This is a genomic window from Paenibacillus sp. SN-8-1 (assembly GCF_050995535.1).
Lineage (GTDB): Bacteria > Bacillota > Bacilli > Paenibacillales > Paenibacillaceae > Fontibacillus.
The window spans coordinates 3,162,501-3,184,555 of record NZ_CP194782.1 but is presented as its reverse complement, the minus strand read 5'-3'; the positions used below and the strand labels follow the sequence as shown (position 1 = coordinate 3,184,555).

At 48.3% G+C, this 22,055-nt stretch carries 21 protein-coding genes, 1 tRNA gene and 1 riboswitch (1 of these 23 only partly in view); of the genes, 14 read left to right on the top strand and 8 right to left on the bottom strand.

Annotation, left to right across the window (positions count from 1 at the left end):
* Positions 1–10 precede the first annotated feature (10 nt).
* The 6 genes from ACRRNK_RS15395 to ACRRNK_RS15370 all read left to right on the top strand — a co-directional run bounded on the left by ACRRNK_RS15395 (position 11) and on the right by ACRRNK_RS15370 (position 2,513).
* Positions 11–277, top strand: a complete 267-nt coding sequence (locus tag ACRRNK_RS15395) for a hypothetical protein (RefSeq protein ID WP_433943596.1) — start codon at positions 11–13, stop codon at positions 275–277.
* A gap of 3 nt (positions 278–280) precedes the next feature.
* Positions 281–418 carry a hypothetical protein gene (locus tag ACRRNK_RS15390; RefSeq protein WP_433943595.1) on the top strand — a complete coding sequence of 46 codons (138 nt, stop codon included), beginning with the start codon at positions 281–283 and terminating at the stop codon, positions 416–418.
* 64 nt (positions 419–482) lie between these two features.
* Positions 483–893 carry a hypothetical protein gene (locus ACRRNK_RS15385; RefSeq protein ID WP_433943594.1) on the top strand — a complete coding sequence of 137 codons (411 nt, stop codon included), beginning with the start codon at positions 483–485 and terminating at the stop codon, positions 891–893.
* Positions 894–1,661, top strand: a complete 768-nt coding sequence (locus ACRRNK_RS15380; RefSeq protein WP_433943593.1) for a M15 family metallopeptidase — start codon at positions 894–896, stop codon at positions 1,659–1,661.
* A gap of 51 nt (positions 1,662–1,712) precedes the next feature.
* Positions 1,713–1,865, top strand: a complete 153-nt coding sequence (locus ACRRNK_RS15375; protein ID WP_433943592.1) for a hypothetical protein — start codon at positions 1,713–1,715, stop codon at positions 1,863–1,865.
* A gap of 126 nt (positions 1,866–1,991) precedes the next feature.
* Positions 1,992–2,513: a DUF4352 domain-containing protein gene (locus tag ACRRNK_RS15370; protein WP_433943591.1), complete on the top strand. Its 522-nt coding sequence runs from the start codon at positions 1,992–1,994 to the stop codon at positions 2,511–2,513.
* Between the two features lie 34 nt (positions 2,514–2,547).
* On the opposite strand, the gene ACRRNK_RS15365 is transcribed toward ACRRNK_RS15370, so the two are convergent.
* Positions 2,548–2,949 (bottom strand): hypothetical protein, encoded by a 402-nt coding sequence (locus ACRRNK_RS15365; RefSeq protein WP_433943590.1) that lies wholly within the window; start codon positions 2,947–2,949, stop codon positions 2,548–2,550.
* A gap of 332 nt (positions 2,950–3,281) precedes the next feature.
* On the opposite strand from ACRRNK_RS15365, the gene ACRRNK_RS15360 reads away from it, so the two are divergent.
* Positions 3,282–3,366, top strand: a tRNA-Leu gene (locus ACRRNK_RS15360).
* A 187-nt stretch (positions 3,367–3,553) separates the two neighbouring features.
* Positions 3,554–4,444: a divergent polysaccharide deacetylase family protein gene (locus ACRRNK_RS15355; protein ID WP_433943589.1), complete on the top strand. Its 891-nt coding sequence runs from the start codon at positions 3,554–3,556 to the stop codon at positions 4,442–4,444.
* On the opposite strand, the gene ACRRNK_RS15350 is transcribed toward ACRRNK_RS15355, so the two are convergent.
* Entirely contained in the window at positions 4,431–5,126 is a 696-nt protein-coding gene (locus tag ACRRNK_RS15350; RefSeq protein ID WP_433943588.1) for an N-acetylmuramoyl-L-alanine amidase family protein, read from the bottom strand. The genes ACRRNK_RS15355 and ACRRNK_RS15350 overlap by 14 nt on opposite strands.
* Positions 5,127–5,295: 169 nt before the next feature.
* On the opposite strand from ACRRNK_RS15350, the gene ACRRNK_RS15345 reads away from it, so the two are divergent.
* Positions 5,296–5,517: a YqzE family protein gene (locus ACRRNK_RS15345; RefSeq protein ID WP_433943587.1), complete on the top strand. Its 222-nt coding sequence runs from the start codon at positions 5,296–5,298 to the stop codon at positions 5,515–5,517.
* Between the two features lie 91 nt (positions 5,518–5,608).
* Here ACRRNK_RS15345 and ACRRNK_RS15340 read toward each other — a convergent pair whose 3' ends face one another.
* From ACRRNK_RS15340 to ACRRNK_RS15330, 3 genes are all read right to left on the bottom strand, one after another.
* Complete coding sequence (locus ACRRNK_RS15340; RefSeq protein ID WP_433943586.1) at positions 5,609–6,559, bottom strand: hypothetical protein; 951 nt, start codon at positions 6,557–6,559, stop codon at positions 5,609–5,611.
* 160 nt (positions 6,560–6,719) lie between these two features.
* Positions 6,720–7,748, bottom strand: coding sequence for a YqhG family protein (locus tag ACRRNK_RS15335; protein ID WP_433943585.1), 1,029 nt, complete (start codon positions 7,746–7,748; stop codon positions 6,720–6,722).
* Positions 7,749–7,755: 7 nt separating this feature from the next.
* Positions 7,756–9,504, bottom strand: a complete 1,749-nt coding sequence (locus ACRRNK_RS15330) for a DEAD/DEAH box helicase (RefSeq protein ID WP_433943584.1) — start codon at positions 9,502–9,504, stop codon at positions 7,756–7,758.
* Between the two features lie 336 nt (positions 9,505–9,840).
* Between ACRRNK_RS15330 and ACRRNK_RS15325 the strand changes: the two genes are divergently transcribed.
* The gene (locus ACRRNK_RS15325; RefSeq protein WP_433943583.1) at positions 9,841–12,627 is read left to right on the top strand and encodes an adenosylcobalamin-dependent ribonucleoside-diphosphate reductase; all 2,787 of its coding nucleotides are present in this window, start codon (positions 9,841–9,843) and stop codon (positions 12,625–12,627) included.
* A 339-nt stretch (positions 12,628–12,966) separates the two neighbouring features.
* Here ACRRNK_RS15325 and ACRRNK_RS15320 read toward each other — a convergent pair whose 3' ends face one another.
* The 3 genes from ACRRNK_RS15320 to ACRRNK_RS15310 are packed head-to-tail and all read right to left on the bottom strand — an operon-like array spanning position 12,967 to position 17,019.
* On the bottom strand, positions 12,967–14,478 hold the full coding sequence (locus ACRRNK_RS15320) for a sodium:solute symporter family protein (RefSeq protein ID WP_433943582.1): 1,512 nt from the start codon (positions 14,476–14,478) through the stop codon (positions 12,967–12,969).
* 41 nt (positions 14,479–14,519) lie between these two features.
* Positions 14,520–15,272, bottom strand: coding sequence for an SDR family NAD(P)-dependent oxidoreductase (locus ACRRNK_RS15315; protein ID WP_433943581.1), 753 nt, complete (start codon positions 15,270–15,272; stop codon positions 14,520–14,522).
* Positions 15,273–15,291: 19 nt separating this feature from the next.
* Positions 15,292–17,019: a methyl-accepting chemotaxis protein gene (locus ACRRNK_RS15310; protein WP_433943580.1), complete on the bottom strand. Its 1,728-nt coding sequence runs from the start codon at positions 17,017–17,019 to the stop codon at positions 15,292–15,294.
* A 163-nt stretch (positions 17,020–17,182) separates the two neighbouring features.
* Positions 17,183–17,268: riboswitch (cyclic di-GMP riboswitch) on the bottom strand.
* Between the two features lie 372 nt (positions 17,269–17,640).
* On the opposite strand from ACRRNK_RS15310, the gene ACRRNK_RS15305 reads away from it, so the two are divergent.
* From ACRRNK_RS15305 to ACRRNK_RS15290, 4 genes are all read left to right on the top strand, one after another.
* On the top strand, positions 17,641–18,411 hold the full coding sequence (locus tag ACRRNK_RS15305; protein WP_433943579.1) for a prolipoprotein diacylglyceryl transferase: 771 nt from the start codon (positions 17,641–17,643) through the stop codon (positions 18,409–18,411).
* A gap of 261 nt (positions 18,412–18,672) precedes the next feature.
* The gene (locus ACRRNK_RS15300; RefSeq protein ID WP_433943578.1) at positions 18,673–19,650 is read left to right on the top strand and encodes a LacI family DNA-binding transcriptional regulator; all 978 of its coding nucleotides are present in this window, start codon (positions 18,673–18,675) and stop codon (positions 19,648–19,650) included.
* 228 nt (positions 19,651–19,878) lie between these two features.
* Positions 19,879–21,348 (top strand): glycoside hydrolase family 32 protein, encoded by a 1,470-nt coding sequence (locus tag ACRRNK_RS15295; RefSeq protein WP_433946910.1) that lies wholly within the window; start codon positions 19,879–19,881, stop codon positions 21,346–21,348.
* A 13-nt stretch (positions 21,349–21,361) separates the two neighbouring features.
* A protein-coding gene (locus tag ACRRNK_RS15290; protein WP_433943577.1) for a carbohydrate kinase family protein crosses the window boundary here: on the top strand, positions 21,362–22,055 show its 5' portion. 254 nt of this gene lie beyond the right edge of the window; 694 of the gene's 948 nt are visible here — the first part of the coding sequence; it begins with the start codon at positions 21,362–21,364; its stop codon lies beyond the right edge, outside the window.

The window sequence follows — 22,055 nt, the reverse complement described above, 5'->3', positions numbered from 1 at the left end:
AATGAGCAATATGAAAACGTTAATCGTATATGATGCCCGAGGTTATGTGGTTTCTAATATCACTGGCGACTATCATGTCCCTAATGGGATTCCATTTCTTGAAGTAGAAATTCCGGAAGGTAAAAGAATAAAAATAACTAATGGAATCGGGGTAGATGTTTCAAGCGATCCTCATCAAGTAATTTTAGAAGATATTCCGCCAACCGAAGTTGATAAACTAAACGCCAGACTTTCCTTATTGCAGAAAGCTTTTGACGAATATACGCTGGGGGTGTAACTCATGGCCGACTATTACGCACAACGCATTATAGACGGAGCATTAGATTATACGTTGGTAGTTACGAAGAAACCGCAGTATAAGACGGGAATTGACGCTTACCTGACGGATAAAGAGCGCCAGGACCTAATCGCAGAATAACGCAATCCGCCCTCGGAGCCGATCCGGGGGCTTTCTATATAACCGTAGATAGGGGTCGGAGGAGATGACGCAACCACCGGAAGGGGGCGTATTGACCATTGAGGAACTACGCACTAAGACGGACGAGCTGACGCAACAACTATCGGCATTCAGCGCAGAGTTCGCACGATTATCGGCCGCGGCAGTAGCGGATGATGCGCGGATGAGACTACTCGAAGAAACGCAGCGCCGGCACGACGACGACATACGCGAGATTAAAGTCGCAACGGGCGCTATGAAAGAGCACTATACGCAGATACTTGGACGCTTCGACTCGCTCGAAACGAAGCTGTTTACGCTATTACAACAATCGCAGATTGACAGCGTTAAAGAACGGACGGCATCGCAAAAGGCGTGGCTGGCGTTCGTCCGCTACGTACTCGGCGGAACGATTATCGCTATTGTCGCATACATCTTCGCGAAGGGAGGCGTGTAAATGTTAACGCTCGAATACGTACGTTCCAAGTCCGCGTCTAAGCTCGCGGGTCTGGCGCCAACACAACGTAAAGCAGCCGAGGCGCTAATCGATTTCGCATACGCACACGGCGTGCCCATCGTAATTACGCAAGGCTTACGGACCATATCGGAACAGGACGGCTTATACGCGCAAGGCCGGACGAAGCCTGGCGCTATTGTAACGAACGCGCGCGGTGGCTATTCGTATCACAACTTCGGCGTAGCGATAGACTTTGCGCTATTGATGCCGGATGGGAAGTCCGTTACGTGGGACATGAAGCGCGACGGAGATGGCGACGGTATCGCGGACTGGGACGAAGTTGTTGCGGACGCTAAACGGTTGGGCTGGGCGTGGGGCGGTGATTGGCGGACGTTTAAGGACTATCCGCATTTCGAGATGACGTTTGGATTATCTACCGCACAATACCGCGCCGGTAAACGTCCAACACAGGCGCAACTTGACGCGGCGGTCAAGCGGATCATTAACGAGGAGGATTGCGAAATGACAGCGGAAGAGAAAGCAGCGTTTAAGGCGCTTCAAGAAACGGTAAATGCGCAAGCAAAGCGGATTAGTACCCTTGAGGACAGCGCAAAGATGGCGGAGATTCCGTCCTGGGCGCAGGAGGCGTGCGTAGCGGCGAAGAAGGTAGGCGCAGTCGATACGACGGCAAACGGATCATTCGACTTCTACCGGTTGATTACCGTTATGTATCGGCGCGGATTCTTTAACGAAAAGGGGTGCGCGTAAATGTTAAAGCGTAAGTTAGCATCGCGTAAGTTTTGGGCGCTATTGGTCGCGTTGGTAACGTCAGTGTTAACGGCAGCCGGCGCAGGTGAGAACGAAGTCCTGCACATTACCGGGATTATCGGCGCGATCGGTTCGTGCGTAGCGTATATGTTGGCGGAGGGGATCTCTGACTCCGCAGGCGGTACGGAAGATAGCGAAGAATAAAACGAAGCCCTCTAGCGGGTTCTTGCGTATAGATACGTAGGGATTACGCCAGAGGGCGCTTTCTTCGTTTATAGTGACAGCGGACTAGCTGCGTGGTAATATTTAGGCAATAAGGGGGAGTAATTAATGAGCAACGGAGAAGACAAGGTTCCTCCGGAGAAAGCGAACATACCGACCATGAATCGATTTAATCTGGCGGCCGGCATCATCATCGCCGCAGTTCTTATATTCGGAGCTTTTAGCGCAACAAGGGGTACGGAGCGGCCGGCAGAACGTGCAACGACAAATAGCGCCGTTAAAAATAACCCATTTGAAATTACCGTAACTGGCGTCAAAGAAAAGAACGGAAAGTCTTCCGACAGCAAGTTCGTAGTGGTCGAAGTAAAGGCGCAGAACAGTAACAACAAACCAGCTTCGATTATGTCTAGTATGTTTAAATTAAAGGATAGCCGCGGTAATGAATACAGCGCTGACACGTTCGCCTCTAATATTAGCGATCTATCGGTAAATCCCGGCCTTACCCGGACCGGTAACGTATCTTTCGAAGTTCCTACGAATGCGAGCGGCTTCGTACTCGGGGTTAGCTCCGATATGTTCGACTTTGGCGGCGCAGACTATAAATACGTTGACCTCGGAGCAATTAAGTAACGCATCCTCCACGTCCGCTCTCCTGCGGACGTTTTTACGTTCTCCGCATTTCCTTCGGTATCGTCGGATCTACGAACTTCGACGTATCCAGACCGAGATACCTCCGCATAACCACGCTTGCCTCCGCTGCAAGGAATGACCACAAATACGAAGCCTCGCCGGTATATCCCCGACACAGATAACGCGCCGTTACGGACTTGCCGTCATTTTCCGTTTCATACACTTTGATTCCGCGCTGTCTAAACTGACGCCGAACCTCCGCTAAGTCCTTCGTAACCCGATCGGATGCTACCGTAAGCCAATCCGTATATACATCCGGAGTTTTGACCGCGCCTCCGATGATCTTGCTATCGCGCTGGAACGCCGAGATGATCAGCGGGAGCATAACGTAGTCTTTTATTAGCGCACCTTCTTCGTTAGTCATGCCGGGAGCCATGCGATACACCTCCGTTAAATATACGAATGCCTGTTCGTATTATATAGCGCGAGAGGGGCGTAGGGCAAGCGGGAAATACTGCGTCTTATCATGCGTAATAATCGAAAATTAACACGCGCAAAATTATTTTTACGATACAGTTGACGAGTTAGCCACTCACGTGATAAGATACTTCTTGCGTGGTTGAGACGCGCACGGATTTAAAACGACGCACTAACGGCGAGTGCCTAACGGAAAGCATCCGTAAGCCTACCGTTATGCCGAACGAAAAATCCATGCGAAAGGTTTCGAACATTACGCATAGGAAAGCGGTGAAAACCCGCGCCATATGAGCGGTCGTGGCGGAATTGGCAGACGCGCACGGTTCAGGTCCGTGTGGGCTAACCCCCCGTGGAGGTTCGAGTCCTCTCGACCGCATTAATTTTAATAAGAACAGGCTCATAAATTACGAATATGTAATTTATGAGCCTGTTCTTTTTTTTATTTAATACCGCAACCAAATATAGATTTTTATTAATCCTGAAACCCCCTTTTTTGCCATACATATTTGAACTCTTAAGCTCAAACAATGAAAGGACAATGTGTTAGGCAGGAGGAACAGGTTATGGACAGATATAGGGTTAAGAACAAGGTGAAGGGAATTACACGTGGGCTGATAGCCATGTTAACGTTGTGTGGATTTTTGTCTGATCCGGTATCGATTTATGCCTCTCCGAATAAGGGATATACAATGGTCGGAGCACCCGTTGTTATGGCTGAACCAGTCAAAGAGCTCCAAAGCCCGCAGCCTCAGTCCAAGAAAAAACTTGCTGTCATTATCGATGACCTGGGCAACAAGATGGAAGGGACAGATGAAATCCTGTCCATGCCTGTCAAATTGACAGTGGCCGTTATGCCTTTCCTTCAAACCACGCAGCAGGATGCGAAGCGGGCTCATGAGCAGGGATACGATGTGCTTCTTCATTTACCGATGGAGCCGAAGCGTGGAAGGCCGGAATGGCTCGGCCCAGGGGCTATTTTGACTAAAATGTCTAATGAAGAGGTGCGGCAGCGGGTGGAAGCTGCTATAGATAATGTGCCTTATGCTGTTGGGATCAATAATCATATGGGATCCAAAGTGACGGCTGATGAACGGATCATGTCCATCGTACTGGATATTTGCAAAGAGCGGGGGTTATTCTTCGTAGACAGCAAAACAAACTACAGATCCGTAGTAGGCAAGCTGTGTGAACAGAAGGGACTGCCGCAGGTGTACAATCATATTTTTCTGGATGATGTTGCATCTACTGATCATATTTCCAAACAGATCATGAAAGTATCCGAGTGGCTAAAGAATCATGAGAATTGCGTCACCATTGGCCATGTTGGCTCTCGAGGGAAGAAAACTGCCTCCGTACTTCGGCGGTCGATTGATATGCTTAGGCAGGAGGCTGATTTTGTAGGTGTTAGTGATCTGGCCAGGGAACAGAAAAAGCCGGATTTTATATTTCCGTGAAATATTCCATGATTCCGGCTGCAATGGCTTTTGCCACATCCATCTGTCCTTTTGATCTGGTCAGCATCTCCCGGTCCCCAGCATTACTGAGGAACCCAGTCTCAACAATAACGGCAGGGTACTCGATATGATTCAGTAAGTAAAACGGTTTGCCTAGTGCAGGCATTGAACGAGTGCCGTACAAATGATCGAGCGCATTCTGAATGGCCCAGGCCAGGAGTGCGCTTTTTCCTTCATTTTGATGTAGAACAAGCGGGCCTCGTTTGGTACGGCTATTAGCCCAATTCACATGAATACTTACTACGATGGAGGTGGTCAGTTCGTCACTCAGTCCTTTTCTCTGGGCAAGATCGCGGAGGTGCCTGGAACGGCTCTTAAGCCACAGATTCTCATCGCTGAGCGCGTAGTCCTCAGAGCGATTTAAGGCAGCCATATATCCCTTGCTCTTCAGCAGAAGATATAATTTGCGCGAGATATCCAGATTGATGTCCTTTTCCAGGATTTCTTTGAAAGAGGTACCTCCGTCAACTCCGCCATGGCCTGCATCAATAAGAACCACAGGTTCCGGGAAAGCATGCCGTGAGAGTCTCTCCATCTCATCTGGTTTCGCATGGGTTATTTGTGGGGATAGCCAGCCGGTTACAAGCTGTATGCTTACAAGTATAGACAGTAGTTTCTGCATGTTAGTCACCTTATCTTGGTTTCTTTTACCTTTATCTTGGGCTAACAAGTGGGAAATGATGCATGATTCGGGCAGTTGAAGGTTTTGAATAAGAAGGACCACTAAGGAGCACAATAAGACTGAGGGGAAAGCTTGGTAGCTTTGTCTGTTAGAAGGAGGGATCGTCATTATGGCCAGCGGTGATGAACTTGTGAAAATCATTACCGAGAGGGTGGTCTACTTTGTGGAGACACCCAAGGAAGTTCGCAGACAGGAACAACGGCACCAACGTGAGCCATGGGTCCGTAAATGGTTCGGCATGATTCCATTTGCCATTGAGATGTGGTGGGAGAGTGACCCGGTTCCTCTCTGGAAGGAACGCCAGCGGAAGGAGTCTTCCCGAGAGATTTAGATCTCTTGACAAGACCCTAATAAAGCTGATACCGAAAGAGGGATCAGCTTTATTGACGTGTAGATTTATATGATGGAATTATATTGAACAATCAGGAACCATTCGCATCGTAGAACTCCCCCATGCTTTCCAAAGATGCTAAGGAGATCCATCGGATTGACCCATCTAGTTTGGACATTACATATAGACTTTCGGTTCTCAAATGGGTCCAACTCTGATATCCGTTAACGGGAAGAGAAATGGAATAAGTACGGCCTTGCCCCAGGGAGGCGTAGACAAGTTTTTTCTTGAGCTTAAGATGCTTGATAAAAGAATTTTGATTATTCACATTTAGTGCCTTCTGATTCATCCACGCAATATTCTCATAAGTATTAAATGCCCGCGCGGTGATTACAGTCTTCATTGGGGCTGTAACTAGGCTGCCACTATGGACCACGCTTGGATCAGAAGGCACTGTGATGTTCGCCTGCTTCGCCCAGCTGGTATCCGTCTCAGGAAGAAGCTCACCGCTTACCGCGTCAAAATATCTGCTCTCCTCTGTTGAACCCTTGGCACTAATCTTCCATTCGGCTAAGGTAGGCCCAGCATACAGCTTCTCGATCAGGAGATCCCGTTCTTCTCCCCAGTCTCTAACAAGGGCGAGCGCGTGTTCGAGGGATTTTGCAGCAAATAGGGGCTCTTCTCCCAGTCCGTATTCGATTAACGCATAACCGCCGCCTGGCTTGGCTCCGATAATCAGATAACCGCCTGACGGAGAGGGGGTGCGGAGTGTAATAAGCCAGGCATGGGTACCTGGCCCAAGTGGCTCGGCTATAAATTCAGCTTTCTTCCACCCCTGAAATGGGTCCTTATCCGATAAACAGCCAAGGAGATCCCGAACAAATTGATTTAGTTCAGACGGATTCTGAGGCTTCTCAGATGCTTGGCCAATTTGAACAGCAGGGGCTGCTTCAGTATAAGAGGCGGCTATGCTCTGGGTCCCTCCGATGAGTAGGGCCGTACATACGCTGATACGAAAGAGCTTAATTAGACAACTCTTCATGAATAACAACACCTGCCTAGTTTGGTTTAATTCTAGCGAAATTCATGATTGGAAGACCAGTGTACCCATTGTAGTGAAATAACTGGCAAAAGACTGTTACAACCTGTCGGGACAAGCTTGTCACCGGCTTTCTATTTTTGCGGTGTTTTATCGATAATGGTCATTTCGTTCGGGAAGACTCCTGCCGTAAATGAAATATACCGCAGTTAATGGCAGTTACGAGGATGCGCGGTTCATACTGCCAGCGAATTTCCTCGCGCCTTGCTTCATATTGTTCATTGGCCGATCTTCGCTTCTCCTCGTCCTCTTCGAGCAGGAGGTCTCTATAATAGGCATCGATCAATTCAAGCTCCTCTTGAAGACGTTCAGATGCTTCTATTGCCCAGCTTGGATCAACTTCACTTAGCTTGCTCTGAAGTGAGGATTCAAGGGCCTCTCTTCCCTCGGCGGGAGTTATGGATGAAGGTTCAATGTGAATGTTCTCAGGCAATCTTGGCCGTAGGGATCTTCTGCTCAGCCGATCACGAAATTGAAAATCTATCTCTCCGCTTACCAGGGATATACCCATGAAATGAAGTTCCTCCCGCTTCATATCACAGGCAAATTCCACTTTAAAGCTAACGCCTAACCACGGCTCGTATGCCGCAGGGAATAGAGTGGAACGCTGTTTCGGGCCTGGGTCCTCGAATAAATACACACAGCTTCCTCCGCGCCGGGCTGCCGCAAATATTTGCTGGAGACGAGGACTTCCAAAATGCAAATGCTCCCGGTGTATTCGCCCTGGCCCGACATTCGGGAGCGGTTGTACCACTCCAAAGTATCTTCCAAGAATGGTGTCCTCCGTCTGGGAAGGAGAGGAACTGGGAGTCCCTTCATTGGATGTAGTCACCGGCTTATCAAGCTGGGCGTGAAGAGCGGCTCTGCGTGCCTCATTCGCCTGGGCTGTCTTGGCGATTTCGGCCTGGTCGTATTTCTCTGGATCAAAGACGAAAAGGAAGGACATCGTCTCGGGTTCCGTATTTGTCCGTTCGATAAACCCCCAATAATAAGGGCGGCCGGTAAGCTCCTTATCGGCCCCGGGCGACAGCTTGACCATCACGTGATAAGGAGACTGTTCGATCACATTACATTCCATACTCTCCAGGTAGGTTAAGACATATTTCTGGATCTGTTCTGTCGTCATCGTCATTCTCGGATCAACCTCCAAAGAGCTGCTCTAAGTTACCTTCGTTCTTGTCTATGAGAGAGTCATCCATTTCGATTTCCTGTTTGATGGAATCCAAAGAGTTTCCTAGGGACTCAACCTGTTTCTTCAGATCAGCTTCGCTTTCTGATTCAAGCATAATCTTGTACAGGCTCTTTTCCAGGGAATGATTCTTCTCAAAACGTTCCAGGATTACATCCAGACTGCCAATTACAGTCTCAAACATATTGATCTTCTCATGCAGCAGATTCAGAATATGTTCTTCAATCGTCCCGTTCGTTGATAAATTATAGATTTTCACATCATTCTGCTGTCCCAGCCTGTGAACCCGTCCAATTCGCTGCTCTACACGCATCGGATTCCAAGGCAGATCGAAATTAATCATGTTATGACAGAACTGAAGATTAATACCCTCGCCCCCAGCCTCTGTAGCAATCATGACCTGGGCGCGGCCGCGGAACAAATCCATCATCCAGTCCTTCTTGCCGCGGTTCATCCCGCCACGGTACGGAACGGCAGTCAGACCATGGTCACGGAAGTAGTTAAGCAAATACTCCTGGGTAGCCCGGTATTCCGTGAAGACGATCACCTTCTCATTCATTTCCCGAATGAGCTCTATCGTTTTCTCAGCCTTTGTATTTTCTTTAATTGCTTTAATCGCGTGCACCAGTTCCCAAATTTGATCTCTGACCGGTGAATCGGGAGCCAGCTTCTTGGACAAATTGACGAGGGTGACGAATACGGCATCCCGGCTGCTGCATACTTCTCTCTGTAAGGTAACAAGTGAGAGCATACTGCTGAAATTTCCGCCGGAAGCTTGGTATTGGTTTTTGACAAAAGAGGTTACTCCGTCATAGAGCGCCTTCTCGTCCGGAGACAGCTCAAGAGGGACGTTGCGTACCACTCGTTTGGTGAAATTCAATTGGCCCTCGCCGCGGCGATTACGAATCATAACCTTGGAGAGCTCATTCTTGAGCTGATCTTCATTCTTGGCCACACGCTTATCCACCACAAAATTAGCCGAGAAGTCACCCTGCCTGCCGAGCTGGCCCGGCTTAAGCAGGTTGATGAGATTGAACAGCTCGTCCAAATCATTTTGTACCGGTGTTGCGGTAAGCAGCAGACAGTATTTTTTACGGAGCTTCAGCATGAACTGATAGTTAGTCGTCTTCTTGTTCTTGAGCTTATGCGCTTCATCGACAATAACCAGGTCATATTCCTGTCCTAGCAGAATCTCCCGGTGTGGATCGCGCTTGGCGGTATCCATTGAAGCGACCACAATGTCAGAGCTCCAGGAATGAACCTTCTTCTGGGCAGTGGCCGATATTCCGAATTTGGAATTCAGCTCTCTAACCCACTGGAGAACAAGTGAGGCGGGGACCAGGATAAGTACCTTGCGAACAAGTCCGCGAATTAAATATTCTTTGAGAATAAGTCCTGCTTCGATGGTCTTGCCGAGTCCGACCTCATCTGCCAGAATGGCACGACCACGCATTTCAAATAATACCTTCTTAGCCGTGTCCGTCTGGTGAGGAAGGGGTTCGAGCCCATGCAGATGCTTCAAACACTGCATTTCCTCAAATTCTGTTACGAGCCCGGCTTCCTCCGACTGGATGGCCAGAGAGAACAAGTTCCAGTTATCCCATGGACCGCCTTTGTCCAGTCTGGCTTCCAGCTGTTCAAACCATGTTCGGTCAAACTCGATCTTTGCAAGAAGATCAGAATCGGGTTGTATTGTCATAAGGCTCGTGTCTTCCTTTCTCAGATGCTGATTCTGGATCATATAACGTTAGAGATAAGTTCTATCTATGAACAATTCATATTTAACAGCAGATGTAGGGATAGTATGGACGAAATTAGGCTTGTTCATAACTGGATACAATCAGAGATAAACACAAGGTTATTGAAGAAAGAAGCGGTCAGGCTGCAGAACGAGAGTGAGGAATATGACGAAAATCACAATCGTTCGATATGTTGTATAGTATGATGGTGATTATGCACAATATGTTGTGGTATGTACATATTTGGGTAGAGAAGTTATATGAGTTCTCATTAAGTTTCTAGGGGGTCATTCTTCATGAATACGCAGAATCGCAATCGGCTTGAAGGCTTGAGTGAAAAAATATTTTTGGATCGTTATGCATGGAAGAACGCCGATCCAAGACAAGCGAAGATCGGGGATACGGTCCTTGTGCTGACCAAGGATGATCCTAAATTCCCCACCAAGGAAGTCGGCGAGATCATTGTCAAAGAAGGTAACATTGTAACCGTCAAGACACGCGGCGGCGAAACGGTGAATACAGATGTAGAGCAACTTACTCTAAATATAGAAAAGACACCTGAAGAGATGTGGGACCGTCTGGCTAAAGCCATGGCTTCAGTGGAAGCCACTCCCGAGCTTCAGGAGGAATGGGAAAGCAAGTTCCGCTTCATTCTTGATGATTGGAAGCTTGTTCCGGGCGGTAGAATCGCAGCCGGAGCCGGTGCCAGCGAGGAACTTACCCTGTTCAACTGCTACGTTATTCCTTCTCCCAAAGACAGCCGGGGGGGAATCATGGAGACCCTGTCTGAAATGACAGAGATTATGGCTCGGGGCGGCGGCGTGGGTATTAACCTCAGCTCCCTCAGACCGAGAAGAGCGGTAGTTAAAGGGGTTAACGGATCTTCCAGCGGGGCGGTCTCCTGGGGAGGTTTGTTCAGCTATACTACTGGATTGATTGAGCAGGGAGGCAGCCGCCGCGGAGCGCTTATGCTGATGATCAATGACTGGCATCCGGATGTTCTGGATTTCATCACCGTGAAGCAGACAATGGGTCAGGTTACGAATGCGAATTTATCCGTTTGCATCAGCAATGCCTTCATGCAGGCGGTTAAGCAGGATCTGAACTGGGAGCTTGTTTTCCCGGATACGACGGATACTCGCTATAACGAAGACTGGGATGGAAATCTGGATACCTGGAAGGCAGGGGGCGGAAAGGTTATCCATTATCGTACGGTAAAAGCCCGTGAGATTTGGCAAATTATTATGGAATCCGCATGGAAATCAGCGGAGCCTGGTGTCGTATTTATGGAATACTACAATCAAATGTCGAACAGTTGGTACTTTAATCCGATTATTTGTACGAACCCGTGCGGTGAACAAGGGCTTCCCGGTTGGGGGGTATGTAATCTATCCGCACTGAATCTGTCTAAATTTTATGATGAGTCAAGTGGGGACGTAGCTTGGGACGAGCTAGCCCAGGCCACCCGCTATTCGGTGCGGTTCCTGGACAATGTGATTAATAAGACGCCGTACCATTTTATAGAGAATGAGCAAAATCAGAAGAACGAGCGCCGGGTGGGACTTGGAACCATGGGTCTCGCCGAGTTAATGATCAAGCTGAAGATCCGCTATGGAAGTGCGGAATCCTTGGAGTTCCTGGATCGGTTGTATGGCTTCATTGCCAGAGAATCCTATCTCGCCTCAGCGGATATTGCCGAGGAGAAGGGTTCATTCCCCGCCTTTGATGCCAATAAGTATTTACAAAGCGGATTTATGAAGGAAATGGTGAAGGAGTTCCCTGAGGTAGGTGAAGCCGTACGAACCAAAGGTATTCGGAACGTCACGATCATTACCCAGGCACCGACGGGAAGTACAGGGACTATGGTAGGCACATCTACAGGGATTGAGCCTTACTTTGCCTTTAAGTATTACAGACAGAGCCGGCTGGGCTTTGACGAGCAGTTCGTGCCGATCGCACAGGACTGGATAAATGAGCATCCGGGACAAGAGCTGCCTGATTATTTCGTTACAGCCATGGACTTATCTGCTGAGGATCATATTCGTGTCCAGGCTGCGATTCAGCGATGGGTGGACAGCTCGATCTCCAAGACGGCGAACTGCCCGGCTGATTTTACAGTAGAGGATACGAAGCGCCTGTATGAATTAGCCTTTGACCTCGGCTGCAAGGGAGTGACGATCTACAGGGATGGTAGCCGGGATGTTCAGGTGCTGCAGACTGAGAAGAAGGAAGACAGACAGGATGAGCAGGGAGGTAATGGGGAGCCGAATCTGAGTCTTTCCCAGTCTGAAGGCATGGGATTAAATGCAGACCAGCAGATGAGCAGCGAACTCGGGCAGGACCGAGCCGATGAGCCGCAGGCTGTAGCGGAGGAACTGGAACAGATGATTGCCCAGCGGGCTGCTGAACAGACCTCCAAGTCTGCGGATAATCTGCTTAAGCTGGAAGGGCGAGAAATTGAGGGATTATTGAAGCAGGGTCTGGCAACCAAGAACAGCGCATCCTTGACTGACAATAAGGTAGTTGATAAGCAGTATAAAAGCCGCCCTCAAATATTGAGAGGGGCCACCTATAAGATGAATACCCCGTTCGGTATGGCTTATATTACGATCAATGATCTGGATGGAATACCAGCGGAAATCTTCCTTAATGTTGGCAAGGCGGGTTCCGATGTGTTCGCCATGGCTGAAGCATTGGGACGTGTATGCTCCTTGTTTCTGCGGTACGGGGACCATGGGCATAAAGTTGAGCTGCTGATCAAACATTTGAAAGGCATCGGCGGTTCGGGTGCAATTGGCTTTGGTGCGAACCGGGTGGAATCCATTGCCGATGCGGTAGCCAAGGCTTTAGAGACTCATGTCCAACAGGAGACCCAGCAGACAGAGAGCAAGGTGTTGGCGGATCCGGGTGCTCTGGTGGAGGAACTATTCAATGAATATGAGAAAAAGACGGGAGCAGTGGCTCACACGTCAAGCTTTTCAGAAGGTTCCCGTGATCTGTGCCCTTCTTGCGGATCAGCTTCACTAATTAATATGGAGGGCTGCCGAACCTGCAGCAATTGTGGATACAGTAGATGTTCTTAGAATACTGCAAGACGGGTGGAGCTGTAGCATTTCTGTTCTTTCTGTTACAAGTTGGTGGGCTGCAGCAGCCTCCCGGTTGGACTACGGTGAGAATCGCAAGAGCAGCGTAACTTCTTCAGCCATGTGGATTTATATGGATTCATATATTAAAAGCGCCCCCGGCCATATTTATATGGTCTGGGGGCGCTTTCTGTTGCAGTTACGGAGGACTGAGTTATAGAACAGCGAGATGGCAATGGATACGGCCTCTGATTGACGACAGGCGCTGTATCAGATCAGCAATTACTGGCCGCCAACGATGTGTCTCCGCTTAGTCCGAATTAATTGTGCATGATGTGATTAAGCTTGTGCTTTCACGTTAAAGCCCGAGTTCACATCATCGTTTCCATCAACCTCATCGAGCGAAGCATCCTTCTGCTTTTCGAACATAGCCAGTACTGCCGGGCTTGCCGGGAAGATGAGACTGAACACGACAATCGTGATTCCGGACACGACCACGCCGGAGATGCCTGGCATCATCCAAAGCTCGGTTACGAGGCCGAAGAAGCCGGTTGATTCGGTTGTCCAGCCGGGAACACCGACGAATGAAGTCAGGATATAGTAGAGCAGCCCAGCCGTTATGCTGGCCCAAACGGCAATCGTGGACACTCTTTTCCAGAACGGCCCAAGCACGAGCGGCCAGAATACAGTTACGAAGATGATATCCCAGGCGAGATAAGCCAGATCAATAATCTGCTGGAAATTGATCGCCAGAATAAAGCCGATGACTGCGCTGACAGCGATACCGATACGGGACACCCGGAGCAGCTTGGCCGGTGACGGATTGGTATTGATAAAATCAAGATAGATATTTTTGGTGAAAACGCCCGATGAGGCGACAAAGCAAGCAGCCAGCGTAGACATACCCATGGCGCCCAGCGCTGTCAGGAAGATTGCCGACACAACTGGCGGGAAGTAACCTTGAGCGAAGGCCAGCATCAGGTTCTCAGGATTCTCACTGCCTGGATAGATGAATTTATAGGCTTCCCCAAGCATGCCGGGAATCCAGCTGATGGCAATGACGATAATACCGGAAATAATCATGCCCCGTTGTGCGATCTTTGGGTTCTTGGCCCCGGCAACACGCTGTCCGAGGTCTGCTGCAGGGATGTCACCGAGTGCAAGCACAAGGTAGAGACTCCAGAAGGTGGCACCGCCTTTGTTAAATAAGGTGCTTATGTTCCACCAGTCCGGATGGAAGATGTTATCGTGATAGGAATAGATTACTGCGATGGTAATACCGAGAATACCCAGGATAGAGAGCAAGCCTTGAATAACCTCGGTATAGGCCACAGCCCATAGTCCCCCGATAATGGAGTACAGGGCAGTCAGCAGGACAAACAGCAAGGCTGCCGGAATGAACGGCAGATGGAAGATCGCCTGCAGAATATACGTACCGCCTACGGTCAGTGCGCCGGCATTGAAGAAACCGAACGCGATGGTCATGACGGAGCCGGAATAGGCGCCAAGCTTCTTGCTGGCGTATCTAAGCCCATAGTAGTCTGCAATCGTCCAGCCCTTGAGCCGGCGCAGCGGACGGGTCCAGATGAAGGAGCCGAGCACCATACAGGTGCCGAGACCCGCCATCGTGGCCATCCCCTCGAAACCGCCGGTTGTATAACCGGAACCGATGGCCGCGAAGAAGAACGGAGCCGCCAGCATGGCGGCCAAGAGGCTGCCCGCAACCACATACAGCGGCATACTCCAGCCGGCAACGAGCAGATCCTCGGCGGTTTTAATCTTTTGATAACCTTTGAAGCCAATGTAGTAAATAAAGACCAAATAAATCAGAAATACAATAACGGATGTCATGATGTTCCTCCTGTGTGAGCCATGTAAATTGTCTGGTTGATCTAGTTCATTACGCTGCCGCCGTTAGGTCCAAGAATCTGGCCAGTATAGAAATTGGCATCATCTGATGCCAGGAACAGAACGGACTTGGCAATCTCTTGAGGCTGAGCGAGCCGTTTGAGCGGATATTTCGCGGCTTCTTCTTCCTCGTAGCCCTCTCCGAAATCGGCGAGGATGTCTGTAAAGGTGCCGCCTGGCGCTACGGAATTGACATTGACATGAGGAGCAAGCTCACGGGCAAGCGCTTTGGTGAATGCGCTGATTCCGCCCTTGGCGGCAGAATAGTGAGTGAATTCTTCACAGCCAAGACTGGCGAGATCAGAGGAGATGTTGATAATCTTGCCTGCCTTGGTGTCCCACATCCGGCGTGCCGCCTCACGGGCGTTGTAGAATGTGCCATACAGATGAACCTTAATCATCCGGTCCCACTGCTCGTCCGTCATTTCTCTAACGGTTACGGCATGGGCAATTCCTGCATTATTGACCAGAATGTCAAGCCGGCCAAACAGCTGATCAAAGGCAGTGAACATGCTCTGAACCTGAGTAGAGTCGCTTACGTCAGCATTGAAGATTTCTGCTTTCACTCCATAGCTCTCGGCTTCCTTCTTCACGGCCAACGCTTCGGTATCCTCGCCGATATAGTTGATCATCACGTTCGTGCCTGCTTTGGCGAACTCTAGGGCCACAGCTCTGCCTATACCCTTGCTTGCGCCGGTAATCAGCGCTGATTTGCCTTGTAATCCTGTAAAACTCATGTAGTATCGCTCCTGTCTGTTAGACTTTAAAGGTTTTGATCAATTCCTGCAGGGATTGCGAAGTCTCACTTAAAGATTCCGTGGCTTTAGCCACTTCCTTGATAAATTGCAGCTGCTGACTTGAGGCATAGGATACCTGATCGGATTTGACTGCAATATCCCCGGATGCCGAACGAAGCTCGGTTACCGAAGCAGTTACCTCTTGTGAGGAAGCGGAGATTTCCTCCGAAGAAGCAGAAATTTCCTGCATCTGCATAGCCACATTCTTAGTCGACTCTTGAATCTCTCTGAATGCACGAGCGGCTTCCTCCATCAGGGTAACGCCGTGGCGAACGTCCTGCTGTCCTTCCTGGGCGATGACCTGGGATTCCGCTGTGCTGCGTGTAATGCTCGACAAATGCTCGGCAATGGTGCTGGCTGAGCGTCCTGTGCTCTCGGCAAGCTTCCGGATTTCTGATGCCACCACCGCAAAGCCGCGTCCATGCTCTCCGGCGCGTGCAGCCTCAATAGAGGCATTAAGGGACAGTAGGTTGGTCTGCTCGGCTACATCAGTAATCAGCCGCGTCATTTCGTTGATTTCACCGATCTGAGAATTAAGCACATGAATCACATCTGCAATTCGGGTGACTGAATCCGTAATCTTGTCCATCTGATTCTGCAGCTTTTGAACCGACTCCTGCCCGCTCTGGGCGCTTAGAGCCATCTGCTCGGATTCCTCCGAGGCGGCCGAGGTGGATTCAGCGATCCGTTGAATGCCGATAGCGGTCTCTTCAAGAACAGTGACAGTTTCGTCTGTGATTTTGGACGTAATCTGGGTTTTCTCGGCAACCTCAGCCATATCTGTATTGACTTTGACCGAATAAGTCTCGGTATCCTGGGAGCTTGCGGTCAGCTGCTCGGAGGATGAAGCTACATGTTCGGAGGACTCCTGAATGTTTAGAATCAGAGCACGCAGGTTGGTCTGCATTTTGGCAACCGCCAGGTTAAGCTGTCCAATCTCATCATTTGCCCTGTAACTAAGTTGTTCACTGCTGAGATCCCCTTCAGCGATCCGATTAGATACATGAACAATCGATTTCAGCGGCTTGAGGATCATGTTAATAATAAAGTAGATCACCAGCGCAATAATAAGGAGACCGATTAGGGTAATGATCAGCTGCTGGTTGCGAGCTTCGCCCGACAGCTTGTTAATATAATCAGCGGAGTAGTCGATCCCGATGACTGCAATGACTTTCCCATCCAGCTTAATAGGAGAGAATACAGTTCTCCACGTGCCAAAAGGGTCATCAAAAATATCAGTCACCTGGGACTCCCCCGTATCATAGACCTTTTTCGCCGCTTCAAGGTGAATCGGGGCAAGATCGTCAAACGGGGCGCCAGGCTTGTAAATCTCATTCAAATTAGAGGTGTAGGCCTGAGTGGTAACCTTGTCGTCCTTCAGACTCCAGATATAACTCCAGCTCATAATTCCTTGATCCTTCTGGATCTGATCCAGCTGCTTCTGCAGACTGGTGAAGTCCGGATTTCCGGGTCCGTTCTTGCTGATCAGACGGCTTACCTGCTGCGAGTCGACCTGCATGCTTGTCAGGGAGCCAACGCTAAGCAGCTCTCTTTTTAAGTCATTGGACAAATTTGATTTCAGAATGCTCAGGCTGATATAGGAGACGGCCGTGAAAATAAGCACAACAACGATAATAACAATGAGTGAAACTTTATACTTTAAAGACAGATTTTTTACCCTATTCACAATTTATTCTCCTTTAACATGGTGTCTCTTCACTTATAGAGTGTCTTCGGTAACCGGTAATCGTTGTGCTTGTTATCAACCCTCCTGCTTGTTCAAAATAAAAAGAGCGTCTGCCTAAATAGACAGCGCTCGTAATTCATTCTTCGATCTGAGAACAATGATGACTGGCGGCCTGTCTACCATAGGATGGGATCCATTAGGCACGTGGCTTTGCGTCCTCGGGTTTCCCCGAGTTTGCCTTTGCAACTAAAGAAGCACAACCAATGTACCAAAATCAGACAAAATAATCTACGATTCTTACAATTTTGACACATAAAATAAGGCTTACATTCCTAAATAAAGGCCTTTTTCCAAAAAAATGAGTGGGAGTTCCTATGGAAGGCATTCCCACCCACTAAGTTAAAACTATGGCCTAAAGCAGTCTTCCGGATAATGGAATAGGCAGCTTCTTGAAAATTACTGCTTCACGATATCACTAACCGCTTTATCGAGTTTCACCAGCAGTTGGTCTGAGATAGCAAAGAATGCAGTGGAATTAATTGACATTAATATCCTTACATACTAGACTTTCTAGTATGAATAAACTTTTATAAATACAATATCTTTCCTGAGGAGAATAACATGTATAACGAGCTGTTCAAGATTGGGCCAGTAACCATTTACGGGTATGGATTAATGATCGCGATTGGTGTTTTGTTAGCTTACCAGCTCGTTGAATACCGAGGAAGAAAACGCCAGTTCAACCTGTCCCATGTTTTCTCTCTGACCGGTTGGAGCCTGGCGGGCGGTTTTATTGGAGCAAAATTATTGTACTGGATAACCCAATTCCAAAATATTAAGAGTGACCCGGGCATTCTACTGAATCTTTCGAATGGATTTGTTGTGTACGGCGGAATCATCGGCGGAATTGGGGCCGGTCTAGTGTATTGCAGAATCAAGAGAATTAATTTCCTGAAGCACCTGGACCTTTTTTTGCCTTCGGTTGCGTTAGCGCAGGGGTTCGGAAGAATCGGCTGTCTGCTCGCAGGCTGCTGTTATGGCGAAGAAACACACGGCTGGTTTGGGATTACATTCCACCACTCCGAGCTCGCCCCAAATGGTGTTGAACTGATACCTACGCAAATTATGGAGAGCGTGTTTAGCTTCGCCCTCTGCCTAGTTTTAATTCTTTTGTCCAAAAGAACCCAAAAAGACGGACTCGTTGCCGCCGCATATTTAATTCTTTATAGTCTGGGCAGATTTGTTATTGAGTTTTACAGAGGGGATATCATCCGTGGTCAAATCGGAGTGCTATCGACCTCACAATTCATCGCACTCATGCTTGTTCTAGTAACCTGCCTCGTTGTAGTCTTTTCCCGATACCAGAATCGGTTGACTGGCAAAAAAGTATAAACGGATTAAGTCATCTTCTTTATCCGAAACGATAAGCCTCTTGTCTGCGATGGACAGGAGGCTTATATTTGCGTGAACATGCTCAACCAGGAGTACAAAGAATACAGTTCGCCGATAATTGACATTACCAGGGTCACCTTTGTTGCTTATTGAGCCTGACTATGATAGGAACTAACAGAACTATCGAGCGGCTTGTTTTACTATAAAGGATCGAGTATATTTGGTGGAAATAAGTCGGTAGAATAAGAGGTAGGGGTAGTTATGTCGACAATTAATGATGTTGCTCTAAAAGCAGGTGTGTCTGTTACCACGGTATCCCGTGTTCTTAACAATCGGGGATACATTAGTGAAGCTACAAGGTCAAAGGTATTCAAGACAATGGAAGAGCTCAATTATCAGCCTAATGAGATTGCCCGATCTCTTTTACGTAAGCAATCAAATTTAATTGGACTTATCATTCCGAGTGTATCTCACCCTTTTTTTAGTGAACTTACGAACCATATAGAATATTACGCATACCAGAACGGTTGGAAGGTGCTGCTCTGTAACTCACATATGGACCCTATGAAAGAAAAAGATTACATCGCCATGTTAAAACGCAATAGGGTTGATGGAATTATTATGGGTAGTCATACTCTTGAGATAGAGGAATACCGAAATCTTAATTCAGCTATAGTTACCTTTGACCGGCAGATAGACAACGACATTCCGTTCATTTCCTCGGACAATTACCAGGGTGGAGTGCTTGCCACTGAACTGCTGATTAGTAAAGGATGCCGGACAATTGTACATATTTGCGGTAATCTTAAGCTTCTGATGCATTCGAATTACCGGAACGACGGTTTCAAGGATACGGCAGAGAAGCATGGCGTGCAGCACATTACAATTCAGACGGATATGAACGTATTTGATCAACAGCAATACGAACAGATCATCCAAAGGATGCTTGAGGAATATCCTGATGTGGACGGTATTTTTGCCAGCAGTGATATAATCGCCGCGTTTGCTGTAAGAGAATGTCTGGGCAAAGGGAAGAAAGTGCCTCAAGACGTTCGTATAGTTGGTTATGATGACGTTGATATGGCAGCCTGGTTTATCCCCGGGATTACTACAATCAAGCAACCGATTGAGGCCATCGGACGCTTGGCCGTAGAATTAATTCAAAAGCAGTTAGATGGCGAAGTCATCAATCCAGAGCATGTGCTCCCCGTGGAATTGATAGAGCGGTCTACAACTTGAATAAGAACAACTAATGACACACTCACTCTTTGATAGGGTGGGTGTGTCATTTCATATGGTTCTACTGATGAATATGGCTCCCAATTGACGTATGTCAATGGATTGACATATAATTCGAAATGTAAACGGTTTATTTGGTCGGAAGGAGCGGCATCTCCTTCTTTATTCGCTGATTTAGGGCCTGGGCAAGTTTAGTCAACCCTTGGCACATGGTAAGGAGGATGACTTATTATTCATAAGAGAGAATATACCAAAGATAAGGCAGACCAGTTCATAAAGGCTTCCAAGCATTCGCTTCGAACAGACTACAGATTGAACTATCATTTGATGGCAGAATACGGTTGGATGAATGATCCTAATGGATTTGTTCAATATAGAGGACAGTACCATCTGTTTTATCAGCACTATCCCTACAAGCCTATATGGGGACCCATGCATTGGGGACATGCAATCAGTACGGACCTGATTAAGTGGGAATATCTCCCGATAGCTCTGGCTCCGGACGGGGAATTTGATCGGGATGGCTGTTTTTCCGGTAGTGCTATCGAGAAAGATGGCCAACTGATGCTTTTGTATACGGGACATGTGGTCACAGGACCTGACAAGGATCAGGATTACAAACAGTCTCAAGGGCTTGCTGTATCTGACGATGGAGTGACCTTTGAGAAATGGCAGGGCAACCCTGTTATTGGATACAAAGAGATTCCACCTGATGTAAGCCAAAAGGACTTTCGTGACCCGAAAGTATTTATGAAGAACGGGCAATATTATGTGGTTCTCGGTTCAAATGATGCAAAGGGAAATGGACTTGTTCTTTTATATCGGTCTGATGATCTGAAGCAATGGACTTTTGTAAATGTGCTTGCATCGAGTGATGGACGCTTCGGCGATAACTGGGAGTGTCCGGACTTGTTCCCACTCGGAAATAAAGACATCTTCATGCTCTCCCCGCAGCGGATGCCAGCCCAGGGAGAACAGTTCCGTAATCTTCACTCGACCATGTATTGTGTGGGAGAATTCGATTCAGAGATGGGTAAGTTCCATAGCGAAGCTTTTGCCCAAGTCGATCACGGATTCGATTTCTATGCGCCTCAATCTACACTGGATGACCAGGGGCGAAGAATCATTATCGGATGGATGGACATGTGGGAGGCCGGTATGCCTACGCAGCAGGGACATGAATGGGCAGGTGCCATGAGTCTGCCTCGAAAGATAGAGTTAGATGGGAATCGCATTCTGTTCAGTCCTGTTGAAGAAATAGAGAAATATCGGAGTAATCTTTATGAAATTCATGACGTTGTTCTTGATCAGGTTATAGACATTCAAAGCTCTGGCGACAGTTATGAGCTTCAGACAGATTTTGAGGCAGGCAGCGCTGAGGAATTTGGGTTGAAGCTCCGGGTTGGAAGCGACGAGGAGACGATTTTATCTTATCGACCTGAAGAAGGATTGTTCACCTTAAATAGAGATAAATCCGGTCTCGGTCCTGGCGGTGAGCGCCGGGTTCACGTCCGGCTAGATAATGGGCATCTCAAGCTTCGGATTTTTGTAGATAAATCTTCAGTGGAAGTCTTCATTGGCGATGGTGAACACGTAGTTACGGCACGTATCTATCCTGGACCACAGTCGCTGGGGATTCAGGCGTTCGCCAAAGGAACAGCCAAGCTGGTATCACTATATAAATGGGATATTCTATAAGGAGGACATAACCATGCCGACCGTATTCACCATGGGGGAAGCCCTCATTGATTTCATTCCCCATCAAGTAGGTGTGGAGCTCATGGAGGTAGAGAGTTTTCGTAAAGCAGCGGGAGGGGCGCCTGCCAATGTTGCATGTGCCGTCTCCCGTCTGGGCGGGGACAGTGCTTTCATCGGGAAGCTTGGCGCTGATGCCTTCGGGGATTTCCTCATACAGACTATGCAGAATGCCGGAGTTGATACCAGCCGCGTGCTTCAGACAAGTGAAGCGAATACGGCGCTGGCGTTTGTTAGCTTGAAGGCAGACGGCAACCGCGACTTCTCCTTTTACCGGAGTCCTAGTGCAGATATGCTGCTGAATAAGAATGAGATTAAAGCCTGGTTTCGTGAGCAGGATATACTGCATTTCTGTTCGGTTGATCTAATAGAGGCTCCTGTTAAATACGCTCACCTGAAAGCTATCTTTCTTGCCAAGGAGGCTGGTGCCCTCATCAGCTTTGACCCTAATGTCAGATTGCCACTGTGGGATAATGCCGAAAATTGCCGCCAAACCATACATGAGTTCCTTCCGCTTTGTCATATTGTCAAGATTAGCGATGAGGAATTGGATTTCATTACGAGTCTACAAGATGAGGCAGAAGCAATTGCTTCACTGTTTGTAGGTGATGTTGAGCATGTTATATATACACGGGGGGCAAACGGAGCGG